19 protein-coding genes are annotated in these 24,022 nt (G+C 71.0%); 14 read left to right on the forward strand and 5 right to left on the reverse strand.

The window, feature by feature from the left end; genetic code table 11:
• Positions 1–95: 95 nt before the first annotated feature.
• The gene (locus BA175_RS01805; RefSeq protein ID WP_069169403.1) at positions 96–521 is read right to left on the reverse strand and encodes an OsmC family protein; all 426 of its coding nucleotides are present in this window, start codon (positions 519–521) and stop codon (positions 96–98) included.
• An 87-nt stretch (positions 522–608) separates the two neighbouring features.
• Positions 609–1,700 carry a cell division protein ZapE gene (zapE, locus tag BA175_RS01810; RefSeq protein WP_069169404.1) on the reverse strand — a complete coding sequence of 364 codons (1,092 nt, stop codon included), beginning with the start codon at positions 1,698–1,700 and terminating at the stop codon, positions 609–611.
• Positions 1,701–1,780: 80 nt separating this feature from the next.
• Here zapE and BA175_RS01815 point away from each other — a divergent pair, with 80 nt between their 5' ends.
• From BA175_RS01815 to msrB, 4 genes are all read left to right on the forward strand, one after another.
• Positions 1,781–2,563 (forward strand): pyrimidine reductase family protein, encoded by a 783-nt coding sequence (locus tag BA175_RS01815; RefSeq protein ID WP_069169405.1) that lies wholly within the window; start codon positions 1,781–1,783, stop codon positions 2,561–2,563.
• A 156-nt stretch (positions 2,564–2,719) separates the two neighbouring features.
• Entirely contained in the window at positions 2,720–3,172 is a 453-nt protein-coding gene (locus tag BA175_RS01820) for an indole-3-glycerol phosphate synthase (protein WP_069169406.1), read from the forward strand.
• A gap of 45 nt (positions 3,173–3,217) precedes the next feature.
• The gene (gene murC / locus BA175_RS01825) at positions 3,218–4,612 is read left to right on the forward strand and encodes a UDP-N-acetylmuramate--L-alanine ligase (protein WP_069169407.1); all 1,395 of its coding nucleotides are present in this window, start codon (positions 3,218–3,220) and stop codon (positions 4,610–4,612) included.
• 10 nt (positions 4,613–4,622) lie between these two features.
• Positions 4,623–5,030, forward strand: coding sequence for a peptide-methionine (R)-S-oxide reductase MsrB (gene msrB, locus BA175_RS01830; protein ID WP_069169408.1), 408 nt, complete (start codon positions 4,623–4,625; stop codon positions 5,028–5,030).
• Positions 5,031–5,144: 114 nt separating this feature from the next.
• On the opposite strand, the gene BA175_RS01835 is transcribed toward msrB, so the two are convergent.
• The 3 genes from BA175_RS01835 to BA175_RS01845 all read right to left on the reverse strand — a co-directional run bounded on the left by BA175_RS01835 (position 5,145) and on the right by BA175_RS01845 (position 8,696).
• Positions 5,145–7,316, reverse strand: a complete 2,172-nt coding sequence (locus BA175_RS01835; RefSeq protein ID WP_069169409.1) for an MMPL family transporter — start codon at positions 7,314–7,316, stop codon at positions 5,145–5,147.
• A gap of 40 nt (positions 7,317–7,356) precedes the next feature.
• Complete coding sequence (locus BA175_RS01840) at positions 7,357–7,905, reverse strand: TetR/AcrR family transcriptional regulator (RefSeq protein ID WP_069169410.1); 549 nt, start codon at positions 7,903–7,905, stop codon at positions 7,357–7,359.
• A gap of 320 nt (positions 7,906–8,225) precedes the next feature.
• Positions 8,226–8,696: a hypothetical protein gene (locus BA175_RS01845; protein WP_069169411.1), complete on the reverse strand. Its 471-nt coding sequence runs from the start codon at positions 8,694–8,696 to the stop codon at positions 8,226–8,228.
• A gap of 651 nt (positions 8,697–9,347) precedes the next feature.
• Here BA175_RS01845 and BA175_RS01850 point away from each other — a divergent pair.
• The 10 genes from BA175_RS01850 to BA175_RS01895 are packed head-to-tail and all read left to right on the forward strand — an operon-like array spanning position 9,348 to position 24,022.
• A complete protein-coding gene (locus tag BA175_RS01850; RefSeq protein WP_069169412.1) occupies positions 9,348–11,198 on the forward strand; it encodes a phage tail sheath C-terminal domain-containing protein in 1,851 nt (616 codons plus the stop codon).
• A 39-nt stretch (positions 11,199–11,237) separates the two neighbouring features.
• Entirely contained in the window at positions 11,238–11,762 is a 525-nt protein-coding gene (locus BA175_RS01855) for a phage tail protein (protein ID WP_069169413.1), read from the forward strand.
• Positions 11,759–12,529 (forward strand): hypothetical protein, encoded by a 771-nt coding sequence (locus tag BA175_RS01860; RefSeq protein ID WP_254667794.1) that lies wholly within the window; start codon positions 11,759–11,761, stop codon positions 12,527–12,529. The genes BA175_RS01855 and BA175_RS01860 overlap by 4 nt, the downstream gene beginning before the upstream one ends.
• Complete coding sequence (locus BA175_RS01865) at positions 12,522–13,262, forward strand: hypothetical protein (RefSeq protein WP_069169414.1); 741 nt, start codon at positions 12,522–12,524, stop codon at positions 13,260–13,262. The genes BA175_RS01860 and BA175_RS01865 overlap by 8 nt, the downstream gene beginning before the upstream one ends.
• A gap of 4 nt (positions 13,263–13,266) precedes the next feature.
• Entirely contained in the window at positions 13,267–14,166 is a 900-nt protein-coding gene (locus tag BA175_RS01870) for a DUF4255 domain-containing protein (protein WP_069169415.1), read from the forward strand.
• Positions 14,167–14,172: 6 nt separating this feature from the next.
• On the forward strand, positions 14,173–16,197 hold the full coding sequence (locus tag BA175_RS01875; RefSeq protein WP_254667795.1) for an ATP-binding protein: 2,025 nt from the start codon (positions 14,173–14,175) through the stop codon (positions 16,195–16,197).
• The gene (locus BA175_RS01880; RefSeq protein ID WP_069169416.1) at positions 16,188–16,472 is read left to right on the forward strand and encodes a hypothetical protein; all 285 of its coding nucleotides are present in this window, start codon (positions 16,188–16,190) and stop codon (positions 16,470–16,472) included. Before BA175_RS01875 ends, BA175_RS01880 begins: the two co-directional genes overlap by 10 nt.
• Entirely contained in the window at positions 16,469–22,636 is a 6,168-nt protein-coding gene (locus BA175_RS01885) for an eCIS core domain-containing protein (RefSeq protein ID WP_069169417.1), read from the forward strand. The genes BA175_RS01880 and BA175_RS01885 overlap by 4 nt, the downstream gene beginning before the upstream one ends.
• Positions 22,636–23,322, forward strand: a complete 687-nt coding sequence (locus BA175_RS01890) for a hypothetical protein (RefSeq protein ID WP_139131362.1) — start codon at positions 22,636–22,638, stop codon at positions 23,320–23,322. Before BA175_RS01885 ends, BA175_RS01890 begins: the two co-directional genes overlap by 1 nt.
• Positions 23,323–23,332: 10 nt before the next feature.
• Positions 23,333–24,022, forward strand: coding sequence for a hypothetical protein (locus BA175_RS01895; protein WP_069169419.1), 690 nt, complete (start codon positions 23,333–23,335; stop codon positions 24,020–24,022).

The following is a 24,022-nucleotide window of genomic DNA, read 5'->3' on the forward strand; positions in this document are numbered from 1 at the left end:
GCACGTGTGTACCACGCGTCGTGCCTCACGGGAACCACGCGCACCACGGAGCCCTTGTGTCCCCGGGGCGAAGGACGCCCCGGGGACCTGCCGGATCAGACCAGCGACGCGGTGAGCGTGATCGTCGTACCGGTGAGAGCCTGGCTGACCGGGCAGTTCGCCTTGGCGTCCTCGGCGGCCTTCACGAAGCCGGCCTCGTCCAGACCCGGGACCTCACCCTCCACCGTGAGGTGGATGCCGGTGATGCCCGTGCCGGGCTGGAAGGTGACCTCGGCCTTGGTGTTCAGCCGGGCCGGCGGATTGCCCGCAGAGGCAAGGCCGTTGGAGAGCGCCATCGAGAAGCAGCTGGAGTGCGCTGCCGCGATGAGCTCCTCCGGACTGGTCTTGCCGTTCGCCTGCTCCGCGCGGGACGGCCAGGAGACCGGGTACTCCCCGATCCCGGAGGAGTCGAGGGTGACGACGCCCGAGCCCTCGAGCAGATTGCCTTCCCAGACCGTGTGCGCCTGACGCGTGGTAGCCATACGGGGTCCCTTCAGAGGTGTACGCGGTGGTGCGCTCGCGCACGCGGCACTCGGGGGAGCGCCGCGGACGCGGTGCGCCCCCCGAACCTACTGCGCCACCAGACCCTTCGCGTCACGCGCCAGGGCGGTCAGTCGCGAGATCGCCCGGAAGTACTTCTTGCGGTAGCCGCCGTTCAGCATCTCGTCGCTGAACAGCCGGTCGAACGGGAGGCCGGAGGCGAGCACCGGTATTTCGCGGTCGTACAGCCGGTCCGCGAGCACCACGAGCCGCAGTGCCGTCGACTGGTCGGGTACCGGCTCGACGTCCGTGAGGCAGACCGCCGAGACGCCGTCGGTCAGCGCGCCGTACCGGCTGGGGTGGACACGGGCGAGGTGGTCGAGCAGCGCCGGGAAGTCGTCCAGGGAGGCGCCCGCGGTGGCGTACGCGGCCTTGGTGACCTGCTCGGAGGAGTACGGCGCCGGGGCCTCGGGCAGCCCGCGGTGACGGTAGTCCTCGCCGTCGATGCGCAGGGGCCGGAAGTGGGCGGAGAGCCCCTGGATCTCGCGCAGGAAGTCGGCCGCCGCGAACCGGCCCTCACCGAGCTTGCCCGGCAGCGTGTTGGAGGTCGCGGCGAGCGCCACGCCCGCCTCGACGAGCCTGCTGAGCAGCGACGACACCAGGACGGTGTCCCCCGGGTCGTCGAGTTCGAATTCGTCGATGCAGAGCAGCCGGTGCCCGCTCAGGGTCTGCACGGTCTGCTGGAAGCCCAGCGCCCCGACGAGGTTCGTCAGCTCGACGAACGTCCCGAAGGCCTTGAGCGAGGGAGCGGCCGGTGTGGCGTGCCACAGGGAGGCCAGCAGGTGGGTCTTGCCGACGCCGTAGCCGCCGTCGAGGTAGACGCCGCGCGGACCCGTGGGCGCGGCGGGCTTCCTGCCGAACCACCTGCGCTTCCCGGAGCCCGTCGCGTGGGCCCCGCCGAGTCCGGCGGCGAAGGTGCCGAGCACCTCGACGGCCTCGCTCTGGCTCGGCTGGTTCGGATCGGGGACGTACGTCTCGAACCGCACCGCGTCGAAGCGCGGCGGCGGCACCATCTCCGCGACCAGCCGGTCGGCGGGGACGCGCGGCTCGAGGGCGCACAGGGACAGCGGGGCCGTTTCGGCTATGGGGCTCTGCCCCGGCACGGCGGTGGAGGACGACACAACTCCCCAGCTTAACGGCCCCGCCCGTCGGGTCCCCTACCGCAGGCGGGGGCGTCAGGCGCCGTGCCAGACTTCACCGCATGCGACGCCTGCTTCCCGTGACGGACCGGACCGACCCAGCCACCGCCCCCGGCGCCACCGACCGCGAGTGGACACTCGACGAGCTGGCCGACGCCTACGCGTACCCCGGCAGGGAGGGGGAACCCTGGCTGCGGGCGAACATGGTGTCCACCCTGGACGGTGCCGCGCAGCACGACGGCCGCTCCCAGGGCATCTCCTGCGCCACCGACATGCGGATCTTCGGCACCCTGCGGGGACTGGCCGACGCGGTCGTCGTGGGCGCGGAGACGGTCCGGCTGGAGGGGTACCGACCCGCCCGCGCCCGGGAGGCCTTCGCCGCCCGCCGCGCGGCGGCGGGCCAGGGCCCCGCCCCCGCGATCGCGGTCGTCAGCGGAAGCCTGGACCTGGACTTCTCGCTCCCGCTCTTCGTCTCCCCGCTGGTCCCGACCCTGGTCGTCACGGGGGCGGCGGCGCCCTCCGACCGGATCCACGCGGCCAGGGAGGCGGGCGCGGAGGTGCTGATCGCCGGAGAGGGCGCCACGGTCGACCCGGCCCGGGCGGTGGCGGAACTGGCCGGACGCGGCCTGACCCGGCTGCTCACGGAGGGCGGTCCCCGGCTGCTCGGGCAGTTCGTCGCGGCGGGCGTGCTCGACGAGCTGTGCCTGACCGTCTCCCCGATGCTCACGGCAGGCGACGCGCAGCGGATCGCGCGAGGGCCCACGGTCACTGTGCCGGAACGTTTCTCCCTCCTGTCGGTCCTGGAGGAGGCAGGATTTCTCTTCACGAGGTACGCGAAGGGCTGAGACTTAGCGGAATGTGCCGTTCCGGTTGGCTCCGGGTGGGCACACTTAGTGCTGAAACCCCGTGCAATTGCGGGGAAGGATGGTTTCAGCAGCCGCGGCCGTCCACGGCCGACGAGATGAAGTGGAAGGGCGCCTGTCGTGTTCACAAGCGTTTTGATGATCGAGAAGCCACTCACTCCGGAGGACGTGGAATTCGTCACCACCCTCCACGGCGAGGAGCAGATCTCGTTCGTCGTACTGATGCAGCCCCGCGGTGACCAGGCCGACGTCCTGCTGCGCGCGATCGACGACGTGGCGATCGGTGAACTGCGCGAAGCGGCCCGGGAGAGCGAGGAGCCGGAGGGCAAGGAGGCCCGCGAGCCCGCCGCGATCGCCCTGGAGTACTCCCTCCAGGAGCTGCGCAAAGCCGGGTCCGAGGCAGTCGGACAGGTGGTCGAGGAACACCCCCTGGACAAGCTGAAGACCGTGGTGGACGACTCCCGGGCCGACGAGGTCATCGTGCTGACCGCGCCGCACTACGTGGAGGAGTTCTTCCACCGCGACTGGGCGTCCCGGGCGCGGCACAAGGTCGGCGTACCGGTGCTCAAGCTCTTCGCGCACAGCGAATAGGCTGGGGCGGACCGTACTCACGTCGCACCCTCGGGAGACACACGCATGGCACCCGGTATTCCTGCCGCCCTGGAACGGCCGCACTTCATCGGCATCGGCGGCGCCGGAATGTCGGGCATCGCGAAGATCCTGGCCCAGCGGGGCGCGAAGGTGGCGGGCAGCGACTCCAGGGAGTCCGCCACCGCGGAGGCCCTGCGCGCGCTGGGGGTGACCGTCCACATCGGGCACGCCGCCGGCCATCTGGCGGACGACGCGTCCTGCGTCGTCGTCTCCAGCGCCATCCGCCCGGACAACCCCGAGCTGGTCCGTGCCGCCGAGCTGTCCGTTCCGGTCGTGCACCGCGCGGACGCGCTCGCCTCCCTGATGGAAGGCCTGCGCGCCATCGCGGTCGCCGGGACGCACGGCAAGACCACCACGACGTCGATGCTCGCCGTCGCGCTGTCCGGCCTGTCTCTGGACCCCTCGTACGCCATCGGCGGAGACCTGGAGGGGCCGGGCACCAACGCCGCGCACGGCGGCGGCGACATCTTCGTCGCCGAGGCGGACGAGAGCGACCGCAGCTTCCACACGTACGACCCCCAGGTCGCGATCGTGCTGAACGTGGAGCTCGACCACCACGCGAACTACGCCTCGATGGACGAGATCTACGACTCCTTCGAGGCGTTCGTCGGCAAGATCGTGCCCGGCGGCACCCTCGTCGTCTCCGCGGACCAGGCCGGTGCCGTCGAGCTGACCCGCCGGGTCCGCGACATCGCCTCGCTCACCGTCGTCACCTACGGCGAGGCCGAGACCGCCGACGTGCGGGTGCACAAGATCACCCCGCGTGGCCTGACCAGTGAGGTCACGGTCGTCCTGGACGGCAAGTACCTCACCTTCACGGTCTCCGTACCCGGCCGCCACTACGCGCTCAACGCGGTCGCCGCCCTCGCCGCCGGTGTCGCCCTCGGCATCCCGGCACACAACCTGGCCTCCGCCATCGGCTCGTACACGGGCGTCAAGCGCCGCCTCCAGCTGAAGGGCGAGGCGGCCGGCGTCCAGGTCATCGACTCGTACGCGCACCACCCCACCGAGATGGCCGCCGACCTGGAGGCCATGCGCGGTGCGGCCACCGGTTCCCGGCTCCTGGTGGTCTTCCAGCCCCACCTGTTCTCCCGCACCCAGGAACTGGGCGCCGAGATGGGCCAGGCCCTCGCCCTCGCCGACGCCTCCGTGGTCCTGGACATCTACCCGGCCCGCGAGGACCCGGTCCCGGGCGTCACCAGCGACCTGATCATCGACGCTGCCAGGACGGCGGGCGCCGACGTCACAGCCGTCCACGACGCGGCGGACGTCCCCGCCGTCATCGCGGGAATGGCGAAGCACGGCGATCTGGTTCTCACCATGGGAGCGGGCGATGTCACCGACCTCGGCCCGCAGATCCTGGACCATCTGTCGAGCTGAGGGAGCCACCGTGGCGTACGACGTCGAGAAGCCGGACGAGCAATGGCGGGCGGAGCTGACGCCCGCCGAGTACGCGGTGCTGCGCAAGGCCGGCACCGAGCCCGCGTTCGTGGGCGAGTACACCGACACCACGACGGCAGGCGTCTACTCCTGCCGTGCCTGCGGGGCGGAGCTGTTCCGCTCCGACACCAAATTCGCGTCGCACTGCGGCTGGCCGTCCTTCTACGACCCCAAGGACAGCGACGCGGTCGAACTGCTCCAGGACAACAGCCTGGGCATGACCCGCACCGAGGTGCGCTGCGCGCGCTGCGGCTCGCACCTGGGCCACGTCTTCGAGGGCGAGGGCTACCCGACGCCCACGGACCAGCGGTACTGCATCAACTCGATCTCGCTGACGCTGGCGCCGGACGAGAGCTGATCCGGTCACCGGGGCCCGGGGAAGCCGCCCGCCGTCAGAAGGTCCGCTCCTGACGGCGGGCGGCGGGGCGGAGCGGCCCCGCCGGTGCCCCTCACGCCGGTGGCACCGGGGCTCTCACGTCTTCACGAGTTCCGCCGGCTCCCGCTGCACCGGGATCTCACGCTGCAGTCGTTCGCCCTCGATGTCGAGGTCCGGCAGGACCCGGTCGACCGGGCCGGGCAGCCACCACGCGGCGCGTCCCAGCAGATGCATCACCGCCGGCACGAGGGCCATGCGGACGACGAAGGCGTCGATGAGCACGCCGATCGCCAGGGCGAACCCGATGGACTTGATGATCGGGTCCGGCATGAACACGAATCCGCCGAAGACCGCGGTCATGATCACCGCCGCCGCCGTGACCACACGCCCGTTGTGGCCGACACCGCTGATGACGGACTCGCGGGCATCGGCGCCGTGGACGAAGTCCTCCCGCATCCGCGAGACGAGGAAGACCTCGTAGTCCATGGCCAGCCCGAAGAGGATGCCGATCAGGAGGATGGGCAGGAAGCTGACCAGCGGTCCGGGCGTGTCGAGCCCCACCAGCTCGGCCAGATGGCCGTTCTGGAAGATCGCGACGGTGATCCCGAAGGTGGCGCCGATGGTCAGCAGGAAGCCCAGTGCCGCCTTGAGGGGTACCAGGATCGACCGGAAGACGAGCATCAGCAGCAGGACGGAAAGCCCGACCACCAGCAGGAGATAGACCGGGAGAGCGGCGGCGAGCTTCTCGGAGACGTCGATACCGACCGCGGTGGCACCGGTCAGGGAGACGGCGGCGCCCTCGACGTCCGCGACCCGGTCACGGATCTCGTGGACGGTGTCCTCGGTCGCGGCGGAGGTGGGACCGGTTTCCGGGATGACGGCCAGCAGGGCGGTGGTGCCCTTCTCGTTCGTCTGCGGGGCGGCGACGGTCAGCACCCCGCCGGTGTCCGCGATGAGCGCGGCGGTCTTCTCGGCCGCCGCAGCGGTCGCCTGCGGGGTCCCGGCGGACACCACGGCGACCAGCCGGCCGTTGAAGCCCTCGCCGAACCCCTCGGTGGTCAGGTCGTAGGCCTCCCGGTTGGGCGACCCGACCGCCTCGGTCCCCGCGTCGGGCAGCGCCAGACGCATGTCCTGGACGGGGAGGGCGAGAGCGCAGAGGCCGACGACCCCGAGCACGAGGGCGGGGACCCGCAGCCGTGCCACGATCCGGCCCCAGCGGAAGCCGAAGCCGGCCTCGGTCCCGACGGGAGGGGAGGCGGGTGTACGGACCTGCGCCCGGCGCTTCCGGGGCAGGACGCGGGTGCCGGCGAAGCCGAGGACGGCCGGCAGCAGAGTGAGGGACACCAGCACCGCGAGGGCGACCGTGGCGGCGGCGGCCAGGCCCATGACCGTGAGGAAGGGCACCCCCGCGACCGCGAGCCCGGCCAGTGCGATGACGACGGTGGCGCCCGCGAAGACGACGGCCGAACCGGCGGTCCCGGCAGCCCTGCCCGCCGCCTCCTCGCCGTCCATGCCGTCCGCGAGGTAGTGGCGGTAACGAGAGGTGATGAACAGGGCGTAGTCGATGCCGACGGCCAGGCCCAGCATGAGCGCCAGGATGGGCGCGGTGCTGGTCAGCTCCACGGTACTGCTGAGGGCGAACAGCCCGGCCATACCGGCCGCCACGCCGACCAGCGCGTTCAGCAGGGTCATGCCCGCCGCCACCAGCGAACCGAAGGTGAGGACCAGGACGAGGGCGGCGACGGCCACACCGATGATCTCGGTCGAGCCGACTTCGGGGACGCCCCGCATGATCTCGCCGCCGTGTTCGACGCGCAGATCCGCGACGGACGCGCCCGCCTTCCTGAACGCCTCCCGCTGCGTGTCGGTGATCCCGTCGACACCTGAGGCGAACTGCACCTGGATCAGCGCGTAGCGGCCGTCCCGCGACACCGCCTTGGCCGCGAAGGGGTCGACGGCCGCGAGGACACCGGGGACCTCGGCGGCCTCCTTGGTCACCGGGGCCACGGCCGAGGGCGTGAGCGTGCCGCCCTCCGGCGCGGCGACGACTATGGTGCCCGTCGCGCCGCCCGCCTGCGGGAACTCCCGGGAGAGCGAGTCCAGGGCCTTCTGGGACTCGGTGCCCGGGATCGAGAACTTACTGGTGGTGGGCCCGCTGAAGGCTGCCGCGCCCCCACCGAGCAGGGCGAGCAGCAGGAGCCAGAGGGCGAGGACACGCCCTCGGCGGCGGAAGGACAGCCGGCCGAGCCGGTACAGCAGGATTGCCATGCGATGGAGGCGTCTTTCTCTTCGGTCTGGACGACGGCGGTCAGCCGGTCGGATGCCCGAGCGTTCTCAGTGCTCCCTGGACGAGTTCGTTACGCATCGTGCCGGGGTCGACGTCCACGTCGGCAGCGACCGTGACAGCCACGCCGCCGATCACCATCTGGGCCATGACGCGCGCACGTGGTTCCGCCGAACGGCCGCCCAGCGCATCCGCGAGCCGGGCGACCGCCCGGGGGATGACGGCCAGGACCGGATGGCCGAGCATGTCGGGCAGTTCGGCGAAAATGATCTTCACTTCCAGGTGGTAGCGCATCGCGAGGCCGACGTACCCCGTGACGGCCGCCTCGACGGCCTGATCGCCGTTCAGCGCCGCCAGCTCCTCACTCATGGCGGAGAGACTCTCGGCCGGCGGAGTCAGCAGTTCGGTGAGGATCGCGTCCTTGCCGGCGAAGTGGTAGAGCAGGGACGCCTTGGAGCAGTGCGCTTCGACGGCGATGTCGTGGAGCGAGGTCCCCTTGAAACCGTGCTCGGCGAAGAGACGCAGGGCGCAGTCGAGAATCTGACGGCGCATCGCGGACGGCGGACGTGGCATGGACCCACCGTAGCTGACCGATCGGTCAGGGGATCTTCGTGGTGCCCGTCACTGCCGTTCGTCGTCATCGAGCCGCCGTGTCACCGGTGGCGGCGGGGGCGCTGACCTCGCGGCCGCTCGGACGCCGGGCGTGCCGGGACCGGGGCAGGGGATCGGGGGAGGGTGGCCGGCCGCAGTGGCGTCGGGGTCTCGGTGCACCGGAACTCGGGTCGGGTCCGCCGGGCGGCTACCGGGCCGAGCGCGATCCCTCCCCGGGGCGGTCAGGTGCTGGTGGTCGCTGTGGCGGCTTCACGGCCAAGGGCTGTTCCCGCCGCACGTGTTCACTCCTGGCCGGAGTCCGTGCTCAGCTCCGCCCGCAGCAGCGGGTGCACGACGCCGGGGAACACCCGGGCGCGCACGACCTCTTCCGCCGACCCGCCCTGGACCACGGTTTCGGCGATGCCCCAGGGCCGTCCGGTCAGACGGACGGTCAGGGTGTAGGAGGACGAGCAGCCCAGGCACTCGTAGCGGTCCGCCCAGACCTCCACTTCGGTGACGCTGCCCGGGTACCGCTTCACGTGCCGGTGCCAGGCGTGGCAGTGGCCGCACCTCTCGCCCGGCTCGCAGGTGCCGCCGCACGGACAGGGCACGTCCAGTGACGCGGCAGGCTGCCAGCGCTGGACGAGCATGGCGTCGCGGGTGGCGCCCATGTCCTTCATGGCCTTCAGATTGCGCGCGGCGACGTTGTACGACTCTCCGGTCGCTGCCATCCGGTCCCGGATGACGTCCTTGCGCCCTCGGTTTGTCGTCATGTGTTCCTCCCGGGTGTACGCAGCCCGCCAGGAGGCCCACGAAATCGTCTCTCCTACGGTACCTGCCGCTCTCCGGCTCCGGATCCGGCCGCCGCCCCGCCGCCCCTGCCGTCTTTGCCGGTGCTCCGGTGTCCCGGTGATGCGGGTCTCCCGGCGCCGGTGCGACGCGTGCGGCCTGGGGGAATCCCCCATGGCCCGAGTGTGACATCCGTCCGGGATGCGAACCGAATGGTTATTCCCCGTGGTCCGACGCACGGCGGCGCGCCGTGGACGAGCCGGTTCGGCTTGTTTCTCACATGGGCTCCGATTTTTCTGTGAAGCGATGGTGAATTGAATCTTCATACACTGATGGGGAAATCCTCTGACCATGTCGAATGATTTATTGCCGATCCGGCCAGGCGGTACCACCGGATGACCGGATCACTACCTTGACCGGTTCTCATGGGGCGATACACACTCGCAAGAGGCACTCATACAACAGGAGCCACGAGCGCAGACGCGGATGGCCCTGCGAGACCGGATAGCGCACGGGGTGAACGACGGGGGATACACGCGGGGGGATCGTGTGTGCGCATTCGTATGCGACGCATGCACGCAATTCACCCTCACCTCTCCTCTCATCTCTTGGTGCGCGAAGGGAATGGAGGGGGAATGCCGACACACATGGGCTATCCCGGTGTGTACATCGAAGAACTCCCCAGCGGTGTCCGTGCGATCGCCTCCGTCACCACCTCGGTGACCGCGTTCGTAGGACACACGCGCCGGGGCCCGCTCAACCAACCGGTACGGATCACCAGTTTCGCCGACTTCGAGCGCCGCTTCGGCGGACTCACCTCGCAGAGCGCCCTCAGCTACGCGGTGCACCAGTTCTTCGGCAACGGCGGCACACTCGCGGTGATCGTCCGGGTGGCCAGGGCGGGCACCGGTGAGGAGGCCGGCGTCACCCTCCGCTCCACGGAGGGGCACAGCGAGTGCCCGGTTCTGGAGGTGCACGCGAAGGAGCCCGGAGTGTGGGGCTCGTGCCTGCGGGTGGCCGTCGACCACGACACCCCCGCCCCGGACAGGACGTTCAACCTCCGGATCCTCGACGCCCGTGGCGGAAGCCGGGAGTCGTTCACCGGACTGTCCATGGACGCGGGCCACGGCCGCTTCGTCGAGACCGTCGTCAACGCGGGTAGCTCCCTCGTCAGGGTGAAGGCCCTCGACGGGGACCGGCCGGACCCGTCCGGCACGGTCTCCAAACCGTTCGCGGCGGATCTGCCCGGCCTGGAGGTCGAGCTCAAGGTCAAGATCGACGGTGTGGAGCGTGAGTTCACGCTCTTCGAGCCCGACCGCGACGGCGAGCCGCCGAGTAATGTCACCGAGCTGGCCCTCCTGCTCGAGCGCAAGCTGCGCGCGCTGCCCGATGCCCCCGGGAAGCATGCCTTCGCCGGATCCGAGGTCACCGCCTTCGGCAGGCGGCTCCAGGTCGTCGCGGGGTCCGTCGATCCGGACGACGTGGTCCGCTTCGTCGGCGAGTGTGCCAACGACCTGGGCCTGGAGGCCTCGGTCAACCCGCCCGTCTTCGCCCTGGAGGGGGGCGAGGACGGTGACGCCCCGGGTCCGCGCGACCTGATCGGCAGCGAGGGGGGCAAGACCGGTCTCCAGGCGCTGCGTGACGTGGACGACGTCAATCTGCTGGCGCTGCCGGAACTGTCGGCGTACGAGTCCACCGAGGACATGGTCACCGTCCTCTCGGCGGCCGAGCAGCTCTGCCGGGAGCGGCGGATCTTCCTGCTCGTCGACTCGCCCTCGACCTGGGGCAGCGTCGACGCCGCCCGGGCCGGCATCGGCGCGTTCGAACCCGTACGCAGCAACCACGCGGGGCTGTACTTCCCGCACCTCCAGATGACCGACCCGCTGACCGGACGGCTGCGTTCCTTCCCGCCCTCGGGTGCCGTGGCCGGGGTGATCGCCCGTGTCGACGGCGAGCGCGGGGTGTGGAAGGCGCCTGCCGGAACGGAGGCGCGTCTCGCCGGTGTCCGGTCGCTGACGGTCAAGCTGAGCGACCGGGAGAACGGACTGCTCAACCCGCTGGGCGTGAACTGCCTGCGCACCTTCCCCGTCGTGGGGCCGCTCGTCTGGGGCGCCCGCACGCTCGAGGGCGCGGACGCGCTGGACAGCGAGTGGACGTACGTGCCGGTGCGCCGGCTCGCGCTGCACGTCGAGGAGAGCCTCTACCGCGGTCTGCAGTGGGTCGTCTTCGAACCCAACGACGAACAGCTGTGGCAGCAGATCCGGCTCAAGGCTTCGGCCTACCTCAACGACCTCTTCAGGCAAGGCGCGTTCAAGGGCGGCACACCGCGCGAGGCCTACTTCGTGAAGTGCGACAAGGACACCACCACCGACGCCGACATCGCGCGCGGAGTGGTCAACGTCGTGATCGGAATCGCCCCGGTCAAGCCCGCGGAGTTCGTGATCGTCAGGATCCAGCAGTTCGCCGGGCAGTTCGACCTCTCGTAGCCGACCCTTCCTGGCCACAATGGAACACGAAGGAATCCGATGGCTGAGTTCCAGATCAACGCCCATCGCTTCGACCCCTACAAGAATTTCAAGTTCCTGGTCCTCTGGGACGGTCGAACGGTCGCGGGCATCAGCAAGATCAGTCCTCTCAAGCGCACCACCGAAGTGGTCAAACACCGTCATGGAGGTGACCCCAGTTCGCCGCGCAAGTCGCCGGGTCGCTCCGAGTTCGAGGGCGTCACGCTCGAACGCGGTGTCACTCATGATCCCGAATTCGACCGCTGGGCCAACAAGGTCTGGCAGGTGGGCGCCGGGCTCGGCTCGGAGGTCTCGCTCCGGGACTTCCGCAAGGACATCATCATCCAGGTGCTCAACGAGGCCGGACAGGTGGCCGTCTCGCACAAGCTCTACCGGGCCTGGGTCAGTGAATACCAGGTCGTCGGCGAGCTCGACGCGAACGCCAACGCCGTCGCCATCCAGAGCGTGAAGCTGGAGTGCGAGGGCTGGGAACGCGATTACGAGATTCCGGAACCGGTCGAACCGTCGTTCACCCACCCGGCTTGAACGTCGTCGTGAACCCCGGAACGGCCCCCACGGGGCCCGCCGAGCTGCTGGCCACCTGGGAGGCCGGGCTGCCTCTGGGCGCGGCGGAGAAGTCGCTGCTGCTGCACCGGGCGGCCCGGCCGGGGGCAGCCACGGACGCGTTGCTGTCGGTACCGATCGGTGAGCGGGAGGCGGACCTGTTCGCGCTGCGCCGATCGCTGTTCGGCGAGCGGATGCAGGTGCGGACCGAGTGCGGTGCCTGCGGCGAGGCCATGGAGTTCGACCTCGACGCCGGTGCGCTGGGCGCCCCCCCGGCGGCGGAGGACCGGCTGCTGCGCGTGGCGGAGGACGACTGGGTGGTCGAGTTCCGGCTGCCCACCGTCGCCGACCTCGCAGCGGCCGGTGCGGCCGCCTCCCCCACGGAGGCACGCCGACGACTGGTGGCGGGCTGTACGGTACGCGCCCTGCGGGCCGGGGAGAGCGTCGCCGCGGAGCGACTGGCCGCGCTGCTGCCCGAACGGGTGGAGCGGCTCATCGCCGAGAGGGCTGCCGAGGCGGACCCGACGGCCGAGGTGACACTGCACGTGGCGTGTCCGGAATGCGGCGAGGCCACCCCGGCCGAGCTGGACATCACCTCCTACCTCTGGACCGAACTGGACAACTGGGCGAGGGACCTGCTCGTCGACGTCCATCTGCTCGCCACCGCCTACGGGTGGAGCGAGCCACACATCCTGGCGCTCAGCCCTCTTCGGCGTCGTTACTACCTGGAGCTGTGTACCGATGGCTGACTACTTCGACCGGCTGCTCGCCCGGTACGCGCCGGTCGGCGCGGCCGACGGCACCGGTGGGACCGGCACCCGGGTACGGGTGCGGCCACGGCTGTCCGGTCCGTTCGAGCGGACCGAGGCGCTGCGGTACGGCCCGCCCGAGCCGGACGAACCGGCCGCGCTCATTCCCTCCGCCCCCCTGGCCGGCCCGGAGGGGCCCGGGCCGGTGCGGCCGGACCGGGAGGTGCGCACGGAACGGCACACTGTGGTGCGCACCGAGCCCGCCCCGCAGCCCGACGGGACGGGACAGCCGGTCCCGTCCGCGGTGGCGGTCCCGGCGCCGCCGCCCCGACTCCCGGTCGTTCCGGTCCCGAAGGCCCGGCCCGGCGCTGCGGAAGGCACGCGCACGGCACGCCGGGGGCGGTCCTCGCCTCCCGGCGAGACCTCGGCGGCGCCCGCCGGGACGACCGCGCCGGCGCAGGTCGCTGCCGCACCGGCGCGCGTGGCGGCGCTCGCCGTGTCGCGGGGCTCCGGCTCCGCGGCCGCGCGGGGTGCCGCGCTCGGATCGGTGGGGCGGCGCGCGCCACGCCCGGCCGAACGCGTCGTACAGGTACAGATCGGCCGGCTGGAGGTCAGCGCGGCGCCGCCGCCCGGCGCCGCCGCCTCACCGGTGCGCCCCACGCCGCCCGCCGGCCGGCCGGCCCCCGTCGTCACGCTGGACGACTTCCTGTCGCGTGGCGGGAAGGGGGACTGAGGGCATGAGCAACGCACTCGCCGTCGCCACGGTCACCCAGGCGCTCGCCCTGCTGATCGAGAGCAACCTGGGACCCGAGATGGACATCGCGGTGAAGGTGGAGACCCGTAAGCCGCCGTCGGAGCCGCCGGGCGAGCCCACCGTCACGGTGTTCCTCTACCAGGTGACCCCGAACGCCGCGCTGCGCAACAACGACCTGCCGACACGCGCCGCCGACGGCACCCTGCGCAACCGGGCGGCAGCACCGCTGGACCTGCACTACGTGATCAGCGCCTACGGGGAGGAGACGGAGCTGGTCGGACAGCGGCTGCTCGGCTGCGTGGTCCGGACCCTGCACGAGATTCCGGTGCTGCCCAGGGAAATCATCGAACTGGCCGCCGAGCGGCCGCATCTGGCGGGCAGCGACCTGGCGGACTCCCTGCAGAAGGTCCGCTTCACGCCGACGGTCATGGACGTCGACGAGACGTCCAAGCTCTGGGGAATGCTGCACCAGACCCCGTACACCCTCTCCGTTGCCTACCAGGCTTCGCTGGTGGTGATCGAGGGCCGCGAGAAGCCGGTCCCGGCGAAGCCGGTGGTGCAACGCACGGTACGGGTGGTGCCGTTCGGGGCGCCGGGGGCCCCGGTGCCTTCCGAGGCGGGGGATCCGGAGGCTTCGGCGGCAGCCGTCATCCCGCCGGCCCCCGCCGCCCCCTCGAAGAAGGCGGCACCGAAAAAAGCAGCGCCGAAGAAGGCGGCGCCGAGGAAGGCCGGTCCGGCGAGGGCTGCCACGGCGAAGACCTCCGCCGACGGCACGGACCGAGCACCCGCCAAGTCCACCAAGGCCGCGGCCGGGCGAGCGGCTCCGCCGCGTCCCCGCAGGACGGCCGGGAACGGCACACCGCCGCCGGACGGCAAGGGCTGAGCCGCGATGCGGAACACGGGGGGTGAGGACATGGGCGCGGACGACGCGGCGGCCGGCCGGGGCCAGGGCCGCGACGAGGCGGCGCAGGGACAGGCGCTGCTGGCGGCCGTCCACGCCGTGCTGGCCCGCCTCGACAACCACGCCGGACACAAGGCGCACGGCTCGGATCCGGCGGGTTCCGTGCAGCCGACGGAGAGCACGGACCTGAGCGCCACCCCGGCCGCATCCTCCGGTCCCGCGGCCCTCGCCGCCCTCGTCGACTGTTTCGGCCTCAGCCCGTTCGAGCGCCAGGTCGTCCTGCTGGCCGCGGCGGCCGAGCTGGATCCCACCACGGCCGCCCGCTGTGCGGCGGCCTGCGGGGACCCGGAACGGGCGTACCCCACCTTCTCGCTCTCCCTCGCCGCGCTCGGCGATCCGCACTGGAGCGCACTGACACCCGTCGCCCCGTTGCGGCGCTGGCGGATCGTCGAGCTCGACGACGAGAGCCGGCTGACCACCTCCCGGCTCCGGCTCGACGAACGGATCCTGCACTTCCTGGCCGGCTCGCCCTACCTGGACACACGGCTCCACGGGCTGCTGCGCCGGACCACCGCGCCGGACGCACTGCCCGCCTCCCACGCCCTGGCGGCGGACCGGGTCGCGGCCGGCTGGGCGGGAGCCGGGGGCGGTGCGCCGCTCCGGGTCGAGCTCGTGGGAGGCGACTTCCGCACCCGCGCGGACATCGCCGCGGTCGCCGCGCGCCGCTCGGGACTCGGCCTCTACGAGATGTCGGCCGCCGACCTGCCGGCCGCCCCGGCCGCACGCGACCTGCTGGCCCGTCTGTGGCAGCGGGAAGCGGTTCTGCTGCCGGCCGCGCTGCTGCTGGACGTCGGTGACCTGGATCGTGAACAGAGCGCGGCCACCGGCGCGTTCGTCGAGAGCGCGGCCGTGCCGCTGGTCGTGTCGAGCTCCGGTCCGCGGCGCACGGCCCGCTCGCGCGGGGAGCGGGTCGTCGTCCCGCCGCTGGACGCGGACGAGCAGCTCGGGGTGTGGACCGACGCGTTCGCCGCCGTGCCCGAGGTGTCGGAGGGCGACCTGCGTGACCTCGTGGCCCAGTTCTCGCTGCCGCCCCATCTGATCCGTTCGGCGGGCGCATCGGTGGCCAGGGACCTGGCCGGCGAGGATGGACAGGACGCGACCGGACTGGCCTGGCGGGCGGGGCTCGCCGAGGCCCGGATGGGCATGGACGAGCTCGGCCGCCGGATCGAGCCGCAGGCCGTCTGGGGCGATCTGGTGCTCGCGGAGCGGCAGTTGCGGGTGCTGCGCGAGATCACCGCGCATGTGCGGCAGCGGCCGACCGTGTACGACGAGTGGGGCTTCGCCGGAACCCTGCGCCGTGGGCTGGGGGTCACCGCGCTCTTCGCGGGCGGCTCCGGCACCGGCAAGACCCTCGCCGCCGAGGTGATGGCGAAGGAGCTGGGCCTGGACCTGTTCGTCATCGACCTCTCCCAGGTGGTCAGCAAGTACATCGGCGAGACCGAGAAGAACCTCCGCAAGGTCTTCGACGCCGCCGAGCAGGGCGGGGCTCTGCTGCTCTTCGACGAGGCCGACGCCCTGTTCGGCAAGCGCAGCGAGGTCAAGGACTCCCACGACCGCTACGCCAACCTCGAAGTCAGCTACCTGCTGATGCGGATGGAGGCGTACCGGGGACTCGCGATCCTCACGACGAACATGAAGCAGGCACTGGACACGGCGTTCCTGCGCCGCATCCGCTTCGTGGTGGACTTCCCGTTCCCGGGCGAGAGTGAGCGGGCCGAGATCTGGCGCCGCGTACTGCCCGCGCGTGCGCCGACGAAGGGTGTCGACCCGGCACTGCTGGCGCGCCTGACGGTGGCGGGCGGCTCCATCCGCAACATCGCGCTGTCCGGTGCGTTCCTCGCGGCGGAGGAAGGCGACCGGCTCCGGATGTGCCACCTGCTGGAGGCCGCCCGTACCGAGTACCTGAAGCTCGACCGCTCCCTGACACCGGCGGAGGTGCACGGATGGGTGTGAACGAGCAGCGCACGGTACGGGTGGACATCGGCGAGCTGGTGCTCGAGGGATTCGGCCGGGTGGACCCGGAGCGCGTCTCGGAGGCGTTCCGGGCGGAGCTCGGCCGGCTCGTACGCGACCGGGGCGTGCCGCTCGCAGCCCACGGAGGGCAGGCGCTGGAGGCCCTGGCCGGGCTGCCCCCGATGCCCGCGAACCTCTCCGCGCGGCGCCTCGGCCAGGAGCTGGCGCGCGCGGTGCACACGGGCCTCTCGGGCGGGGGTGAGGTGACGCGATGAGTACGTCTCACGCCCAGGAGACACGGTCGGACCAGGTCGACAGGCGCCGCAAGCGCAAGGAGCGTGCCGCGACCCGCGCGCCCGAGCCGAGGAACATCGTCAGCGGCGCGGGCCAGCCCCTCGACCTGAGCGTACGGCGGGAGCTGGAGGAACAGTTCGGCCACGACTTCGGCCGGGTACGGCTGCACACCGACCGGGACGCGGGCGTGCTCACCGAGCTGCTGGGCGCCGACGCGGTGGCGGTCGGCCAGGACATCTTCTTCCGCGAGGGCGCGTACCGTCCCGGCACGCCGGACGGCCGGCGGCTGCTGGCCCACGAGGTGCTGCACACGGTGCAGAACCCGCACGGTCTCGGCACGCTGCGCGCCGGTCGCGACCTGGGCGCGGTGAGCCTGCCGCAGCAGGCGATGGAGCGCGAGGCGGAGTCCGCGGCGCAGGAGTCCGTACGGGACGGGCAGCCCGGGACCCTGATCACGGAGGGGCAGGCGACGCCCGGCTGGCTGCGGTACGCGACCGTGGACGCGGACCGGATGCGTGCCGAACGCATGGACCCGGAGACCGTGGTCGACCGCCTGGTCAACGGTGTGCTGCGCTCGCTGCGAGGAGACCCGGCGGACGCCTCGGGGAGGGTACGGCTCCAGCTGGCGCGGATGCCCGCGGAGCTCCAGGACACGGTCCTCGACGCGCTGGAGACGCGGCTGCCCACCCCGGCCCACGACCGGCTCGTCGACCTGGTCGACGAAGTGGACCGCGCACCGCTGCCGTCGGAGGCGTCGGTCCTGCTCACTCCGCAGGTGGTCCCCGACGCGATCGAGGAGATCACCTGGGAGCAGGAGTCCGAGGCTGAGGCGTGGCGCGCCAGGCTCGACAGCGCGGACGAGCTGGAGAACGAGCGCATGCGGCAGGCGCAGCGGCGCAAGGCCGAGGACCCGGGAGCGGACAGCGGAGCGTCCGAAGAGGCGGGGGGTGGCCATGCGGACGCGGGCGGCCCCGCGCCGTCGGGCGCTCCCCCGCAGGCGGAGCGGGGCGAGCAGCAATCGGCCGGAGCGCAGCCCCTCCAGGTGGAGGGCAAGTCCACCGGAGTCGAACAGGGGCCCGGAGCGGCCGAGGACAAGGGCGCGGCCGGCGGTGCGAAGGAGGAGGACCGGCAGGCCGAGCCGCAGCAGGCAGCCACCCCACAGCCGCGACCGGCCGAGTCGAAGCGCAAGGAGACGTCGGCCAGGCAGACCGGAGCCGCGCGCCCGACGCCCGTGGACAGGAGCGCGGCGGAGCGTGACGACACCCGCGACTCGGCCCGGCAGGACGCGTTTCCAGAGCCGGGACAGAACCAGGACGACGAGCCCTCGGATGCCGGCGAGGCCGAGGCGCTTGCCGAGCTGGAGGACCTTGTCGCGGAGGCGGAGCGGGACGCGGCCGATCCGGGACCGGCGCCCCGCCAGGACGATGCGGGTCCTGAAGGCCTCGAAGGGGCTACTACGGCGGGCGCGTCGGCTCCGATCGCGGAACAGGGGGCCGGCGACCCGTCGCCCCCGCCGCCCACGCCCGCCGCGGACATGGACGCGTTGGCGGCGGCCGTCGAGGAAGGCGGTGAGGACCTCGACCCGGAGGGCCTTGACGGGCAGGAGGGGATCGCCGAGCGGGAGAGCGATGAGGAAGGCCGTCCGGGGGCGGCGCGGGACGTCTCGGCGGACGGGACGGATCCCGAGGCCCAGGAGCGCGACCTGGCGGCGGAGTCGCAGCAGGCGAACGAAAGCCCCGAGGAGGAACGGACCGGTCGGGACGGTACGCCGCACGGCGAAGCCGCCCCGGGACGGCTGGCCAAGGCAGCCGAGGACGCACGGGGGCAGGCGACCTCCTCGGCAGGCGGCTCGGGTACGGGCGGTCCGGACGCACCCGCGAGGCCCGCAGCCGCCGCGACGCCGCGGACGGCGGCGGCCCCGGCCTCCGCACCCGCCACCACTCCCGGCGCGGGCGGCGACACCGGTGCCGTGGCACCGGCGGCGGAGGAGGTCGCTTCCGTCGTTCCCCGGACCCAGGCGCCGCCGAAGCACGAGCCCGCACCGCCCGGCACCGGCAAGCCCGTCACGGTCAAGGCGGCACCCAGGGCCAGGAGCGGCGGGAGCCCCGGCGGTGGCGGTCGCGGCAGGGCCGCAGCGAAGCCGAAGAAGACGGCACCGGCTCCGAACGTCGCGGGCGGCTCCCCCGAGTCCGGGCTCGCGGCCGCAGCAGGCCTCCAACCCCATCTGGCGATGGCCACGCTGAAGGGCGTCACCGCGGCGGTCGCCGGCTCGGTGTCCGCGGAACGCGGCGGTCTGAAGGCTGCGCCGCCCACGATGGAGCGGCCGGTCGGCTCGCCCACCACCGTGCGGGGGGGCCCGAAGCCGTCGGCTCCGGGCACGTACACCTCGCAGAGGGTGGGGAAGACGGACGCGGCCCAGGGCCGCACACCGGAGATCAAGGGCGAGAAGGTACCGACCGGTGAACTCCCCGGCGCGGACATGGAGGAACCGGGCTGGTGGGACGTCGGCAAGGCACTGCTGATGGGGCTCGGCAAGAAGCTTCTCTCCAAACTCCTGCCCCTCGACAAGCTCACCGGCTCCATCGACAAGCTGCCCGGCACGGACAAGGGGCTGCACGGCGTCAAGGTCGGTGACGCGCCCGCACTGCCCCTCAAGGACGACTCCGACCCGGAACGGACCGACAAGCAGGCGAAGAAGCTCGACGACAAGAGCGCCGAGCTGCTCACCGCGGGCCGTGAGGACGCAGCCCGTCCGATGGGTGAGGACCAGCTCTACCCGGACGTACCGAAGGAGACCCTGACCGCACACCTCGGCGGCGGCAGACGTCAGCGCGGCGGGAGGGGCGGCCCGGCGAACACCCCCGGGGCGGGCCTGCCTCCGGAGGCGGTGTCGGCGGTCGCGGAGCACGAACAGGGCCCGCAGATCAAGCAGGCCTTCGGGCAGGCGGCGCAGAAGATGACGGACGCCCGCCAGGAGAAGGAGACCAAGGCCCAGCAGGACCGCCGCCGGTACCAGCAGGACGTCGGACGGGAGGTCGCCACCAGCACCGAGGCACAGGCGAACGCACGTCAGCAGGGCCGCACCGACATAGCCCGCTCCCGCACCCGTTGGCGCAAGGAGCAGGACGACAAGCTCGCCGACGTGGACGGCAGGAAGAGCAAGGCGTTCACCAAGGCGCGTAAGGACATCAAGGAGAAGCAGGACAAGACCGACCAGGACGTCGATCAGCGGACCAAGGACGACCAGAAGAAGATCGACGACGGGCGGACCGGGGCCGAGAGGGAAGCGACACAGAAGCGCGACGAGGGGAAGAAGGACTCCCGGAACTGGTTCGAGAAGGGCCTCGACTGGATCAAGGACCAGTTCAGCAAGCTGAAGAAGGCCGTCAAGGACGTCTTCGAAAAGGCACGCAACCTGGTCAAGGGGGTGATCGAGGAGTTCAAGAAGCAGGTCTTCACCCTGATCGACGAGGCCCGCAAGTGGGTCGTCCAGCAGATCGACGACTTCGCCGACGCCCTGATCCGCCTGGGCGACGAATTGCTGAAGGACTACCCCGCGCTGCGGGACAAGTGGCGCACGTCCATCGACGGTCTGCGGGACGCGGCGATCAGAAAGGTCAACCAGGCCGCTGACAAGCTCAAGGACATCGCGGGCAAGCTGATCGACGCGTTCGGCGACGTCCTTCTGGCCGGCCTGGACCTCATGGAGCAGGGCATGCTGGCCGCGGTCGAGATCGCGGAGACCGTGACGGTCAAGGCGATGGAGGTCGGCGCGGCGCTCCTCAAGGGGCTGGGGGAATGGGCGGCCATCGCCACGGACATCCTCAGTGACCCGGGCGGCTGGATCGGCAAGGCGAAGGACGCCGCGGTCACCGGATCCCGGGAGCACCTCTTCACGGAGATCAAGGCGGCCGTGAAGGAGTGGTTCAACCAGAAGGTGCAGCAGCTCATCGGCATCCCGACGGAGATGTTCGAGCGACTGGTGAAGGGCGGCACGTCCAGGGAAGACATGGCCAAGATGGCCTGGGACGAGGCGCTCCCCCAACTCCCTGTCATCATCGGCGAGCTGATCGTCACGAAGGTGGTCGCGAAGCTGATCCCCGGTGCGGGATGGGTCATGGCGATCATCGACGCGCTGAAGACGGCGTACGACGCCCTGGGCTCGATCCTGCGCGCGTTCGGGATGTTCATGACGTTCCTCAAGGCCGTCAGGAGCGGAAGCGCTGCGCTGCCGTTCGCGAAGGCCGTGGCCTCGGGCGTGGTCGCGCTCCTGGAGCTCATCTACCAGTGGCTGGTGAGCGGGGTGGGCAAATACCTGGGCAAGGTGGCCAAGGCGCTGCGTGGCAAGGCGGCGAAGCTCGGGAAGAAGGACCCGGACTCCGGCAAGGGACCGGACAAGCGCCCTGACCCGAAGAAGGACGCGCCCCGCAAGGGATCCCCGGCCCCGAAGCCGCCCCGGCCCCAGAAGCAGAACCGCCCGGACCCTGGGCCGACGCCCGGACGCAAGCCCGGTACGTCGCCCGCGAAGTCCGAGGACGAGCGGGACGGGGACCGCCGCGGGGGCGGCCGCCCCGCGGACAGGGCCGGCCGTGGCCCGGGACCGAAACCGGGCAAGGACCGTCCTGACACGAAACGCCCGACGGGCCGGAGTCCGCGCACCGAGCGCCCGGACACGAAGAAGCCCGACGGCAGCCGCCCGGACCTCCGCAAGCCGCCCAAGGACGGCAAGCGCCGCAACAAGGATGCCCCCGGCCAGAAGCCCAACCGGACGAAGCCGAGAAGGCCGAGCGCGCCGAGCCGCCTCGGTAAGGCGGCGAGGGACGCCCTGACGAAGATCCGCAGCGCACTGCGCCGCCTCGGGGCCAAGGCCCGGAACCTTTTCGACAAGCTGAAGAACCTGGCGCGCCGGCTGAAGGACGCGGTGCGGAAGGTCAAGGAAAGGTTGCGGCCGGACCGCGCGGGCGACGGCAGGAAGCGGCCGGACGGCAGTACGCAGGTACCCCCACTGCCCAGGGTGCGGTTCCGTATGGAGAACGGCGAGCTGCACACGCTGCTTTTCAACGGGAGCGGCAGGAGCGCCGACCTGGTGGTGCACAGCAACGAGACATCGATGGGCACATTCTTCACGAAGTGGAGGGAAGAGCTCGTCGGCATGGCCGAAGGCCCCGAGAGGGACTCCCAGCAGCGCATGCTCGGCCTTGCCGAGAAGCTCCGTACCGCGGTGGACTCGACGCAGGACCGGATGCCGCATCGGGAGTCGGTCAACTCGAGCAACAAGAATCCGATCACCACCACCGCCACGAGGCAACAGATCGAGGCGCTGCGCAGAATGATGGTTCAGCTCGCTGCGTACATGGCGAAGCGCAATGGTTCGACCGCCGAACTTCCGCCCACCGTCTTCCCTCCTTTCGCGGACAACGTGCGGGCCCCGAAATTCACCAAGGCCCATTACCTCAAGCGGGGAACGCCTGCGGGTGAAGTGGCCGATGACGCCCAACCCGGAAATCCCGTGGGCTACACCCGCCCGATGCACGGCTGGCCGGACACCATCGTGCGGATGCACCTCCTCACGGAGCGGCTGGGCGGTCTCGCCTCGGGTTCCAATCTCGTTCCCGCTCCGCAGCGCGTGAACAGCAGGTTCGCCACGTACGTGGAACTCGCCGCCAACAAGGCGGCCAGGGCATCCACCAGGTCGATGATCTGGTACACCGTCGCAGTCGAATTCCATCAAGCACCGCATCAGAACTTCCCCGCGCACATCACGACCAGCTACAACACGTACGACCTCAACGCGAACGGGAAGTGGAAGGAGAGGCCTCCCGACCCGGCTAAGACCTATTCGGAAGCGGTTCCCACCCCTCGTAAGCCGGGCGGCAAGCATCCGATCCGGGTGAACGACCCCCATGAGTCGGCCATGCTCATCCGCCGAGGGTTCGGTGACCATTTTCCGAGCAAGAAGGCCCCACCCCGATACGGGAAGACCATCAAAGAGCTGGCCCTCGTTCGGTCGTACCGCGACCATGTGGATCTCAAGGCCAGGCTCGCGGTTTACGAGTCGGGTAGACGGCGCCCCGACACCACGGAGCTGGGCAACATACTGAAGGCGATTGATGATCGCCAAGCGGAGGGGAGGATCGAGACGTGATGGACAGCTCGCTCACGCGAAGTGAAGTGCACCTGCGCAAGACGCTCTCAGAACTGGAAGCCGGTCCCGGGGTGCAGATCTTCTTCTCCGAAGAAGGGAACGTCCAGGAAGAGCTCGGTGACGTCGATTCCATGTTCCGGATGATCTCCACCGTGCATGGCATCGATCTTGATCCGGCCCTCGCCCGATGTTTCATGAGGTTCGATCGAATCGCCTGTCATTGGCGCTTCGAACGTCCCGGTACCAGAATCACCGGTGAGTTCAGGACGCGTAACCTGCTTGCCGTTCTCTTCGCCCGCCCGCCGGAGCAGGACTGGGCTTCGACACCCTCCGAGGAGCGCCTCTACTCCGAACTCCGGGTGCTCGACGACCATCCAGGAGGGGGGAGCGGTACCTTCGCTGCTTTGCGAGTCGGACCCGCGGTCACTCGACCCGAGGTGTGGTATCACGATTTTCGTCGTGGCGCTTTCGAGCTGGATCTCGACTACTGCGCCTACCTTGCGGCGCTCACGGTCACCAAGGGTGTGTCGGGCTGGCACTACCTGTTCGCCGACGTGTCCCTCAAGGTCGAGCCATTCGCATTCTACGAAGGCACGTTGACGTCGGCTCTGGATGTCCTGCCTCAGCTCTTCCCCGAGTACGACTACACCTCTCTGCGAGCCCGGCTCGCGGACCGCACTCGATAGGGAGACGACCGTGACCCGCTACGCCGACATCCCCAAGCCCATCCGCTCCGGAATCGTCGTCGTCGATCCCGAACGCGGTACCCCCCAGCGCATCATCGTCCTCCAGTTCAACCCCGACACCCTGGAACGCAGCCTCGCCCCCCAGTCCGCCGGCGGGAGTGGGGACTCCGGGGGAGGGGGCAGTGGGAGCGGGGACCGTAACGAGGCCCTCCGTCTCAAGGGCCCCGCCCAGGAGACCTGGAAGTTCACCGCCGAGATCGATGCCACGGATCAGTTCGAGGTCGCAGCCCCCGATGGGATCCACCCCGAGCTGGCCACCCTCGAGATGCTCGTGCACCCGACCACCGCCCAGCTGCGCGAGGCGAGCCGGCTCGCGAAGAAGGGGACCATCGAGATCAGCCCGATCGAGATGCCACTCACCCTTTTCACCTGGGGCAGCAAGCGCGTCATGCCCGTGCGGCTCACCGAACTGTCCGTCAACGAGTCCGCGTTCGACGTCAACCTCAACCCGCTCCGGGCGAGCCTCGGCATCGGCATGAAGGTGCTCAGCGTCAGCGACCTGCCCGCCGGGCATCGCGGGGCCGATCTGTACATGGCGCACCTCGCGCAGAAGGAGCAGCTCGCCAGGACCGCGCGCGGCGGGGGCGGACTCCTCTCGCTGGGGCTGGCCGGGAACCACACCGTCATGGGGAGGGGCTGA

Source organism: Streptomyces griseus (assembly GCF_001715295.1).
GTDB lineage: Bacteria > Actinomycetota > Actinomycetes > Streptomycetales > Streptomycetaceae > Streptomyces > Streptomyces griseus_G.

What these genes read in the sequence shown, in the direction of transcription:
- BA175_RS01880 (WP_069169416.1), top strand. Translation starts at nt 16,188, where the DNA reads ATGGGTGTGAACGAGCAGCGCACGGTACGGGTGGACATCGGCGAGCTG.
- BA175_RS01840 (WP_069169410.1), bottom strand. Translation starts at nt 7,905, where the DNA reads ATGCCACGTCCGCCGTCCGCGATGCGCCGTCAGATTCTCGACTGCGCC.
- BA175_RS01820 (WP_069169406.1), top strand. Translation starts at nt 2,720, where the DNA reads ATGATCGAGAAGCCACTCACTCCGGAGGACGTGGAATTCGTCACCACC.
- BA175_RS01815 (WP_069169405.1), top strand. Translation starts at nt 1,781, where the DNA reads ATGCGACGCCTGCTTCCCGTGACGGACCGGACCGACCCAGCCACCGCC.
- BA175_RS01870 (WP_069169415.1), top strand. Translation starts at nt 13,267, where the DNA reads ATGAGCAACGCACTCGCCGTCGCCACGGTCACCCAGGCGCTCGCCCTG.
- BA175_RS01865 (WP_069169414.1), top strand. Translation starts at nt 12,522, where the DNA reads ATGGCTGACTACTTCGACCGGCTGCTCGCCCGGTACGCGCCGGTCGGC.
- BA175_RS01890 (WP_139131362.1), top strand. Translation starts at nt 22,636, where the DNA reads ATGGACAGCTCGCTCACGCGAAGTGAAGTGCACCTGCGCAAGACGCTC.
- BA175_RS01835 (WP_069169409.1), bottom strand. Translation starts at nt 7,316, where the DNA reads ATGGCAATCCTGCTGTACCGGCTCGGCCGGCTGTCCTTCCGCCGCCGA.
- murC (WP_069169407.1), top strand. Translation starts at nt 3,218, where the DNA reads ATGGCACCCGGTATTCCTGCCGCCCTGGAACGGCCGCACTTCATCGGC.
- BA175_RS01885 (WP_069169417.1), top strand. Translation starts at nt 16,469, where the DNA reads ATGAGTACGTCTCACGCCCAGGAGACACGGTCGGACCAGGTCGACAGG.
- BA175_RS01845 (WP_069169411.1), bottom strand. Translation starts at nt 8,696, where the DNA reads ATGACGACAAACCGAGGGCGCAAGGACGTCATCCGGGACCGGATGGCA.
- BA175_RS01855 (WP_069169413.1), top strand. Translation starts at nt 11,238, where the DNA reads ATGGCTGAGTTCCAGATCAACGCCCATCGCTTCGACCCCTACAAGAAT.
- BA175_RS01805 (WP_069169403.1), bottom strand. Translation starts at nt 521, where the DNA reads ATGGCTACCACGCGTCAGGCGCACACGGTCTGGGAAGGCAATCTGCTC.
- BA175_RS01850 (WP_069169412.1), top strand. Translation starts at nt 9,348, where the DNA reads ATGCCGACACACATGGGCTATCCCGGTGTGTACATCGAAGAACTCCCC.
- BA175_RS01875 (WP_254667795.1), top strand. Translation starts at nt 14,173, where the DNA reads ATGCGGAACACGGGGGGTGAGGACATGGGCGCGGACGACGCGGCGGCC.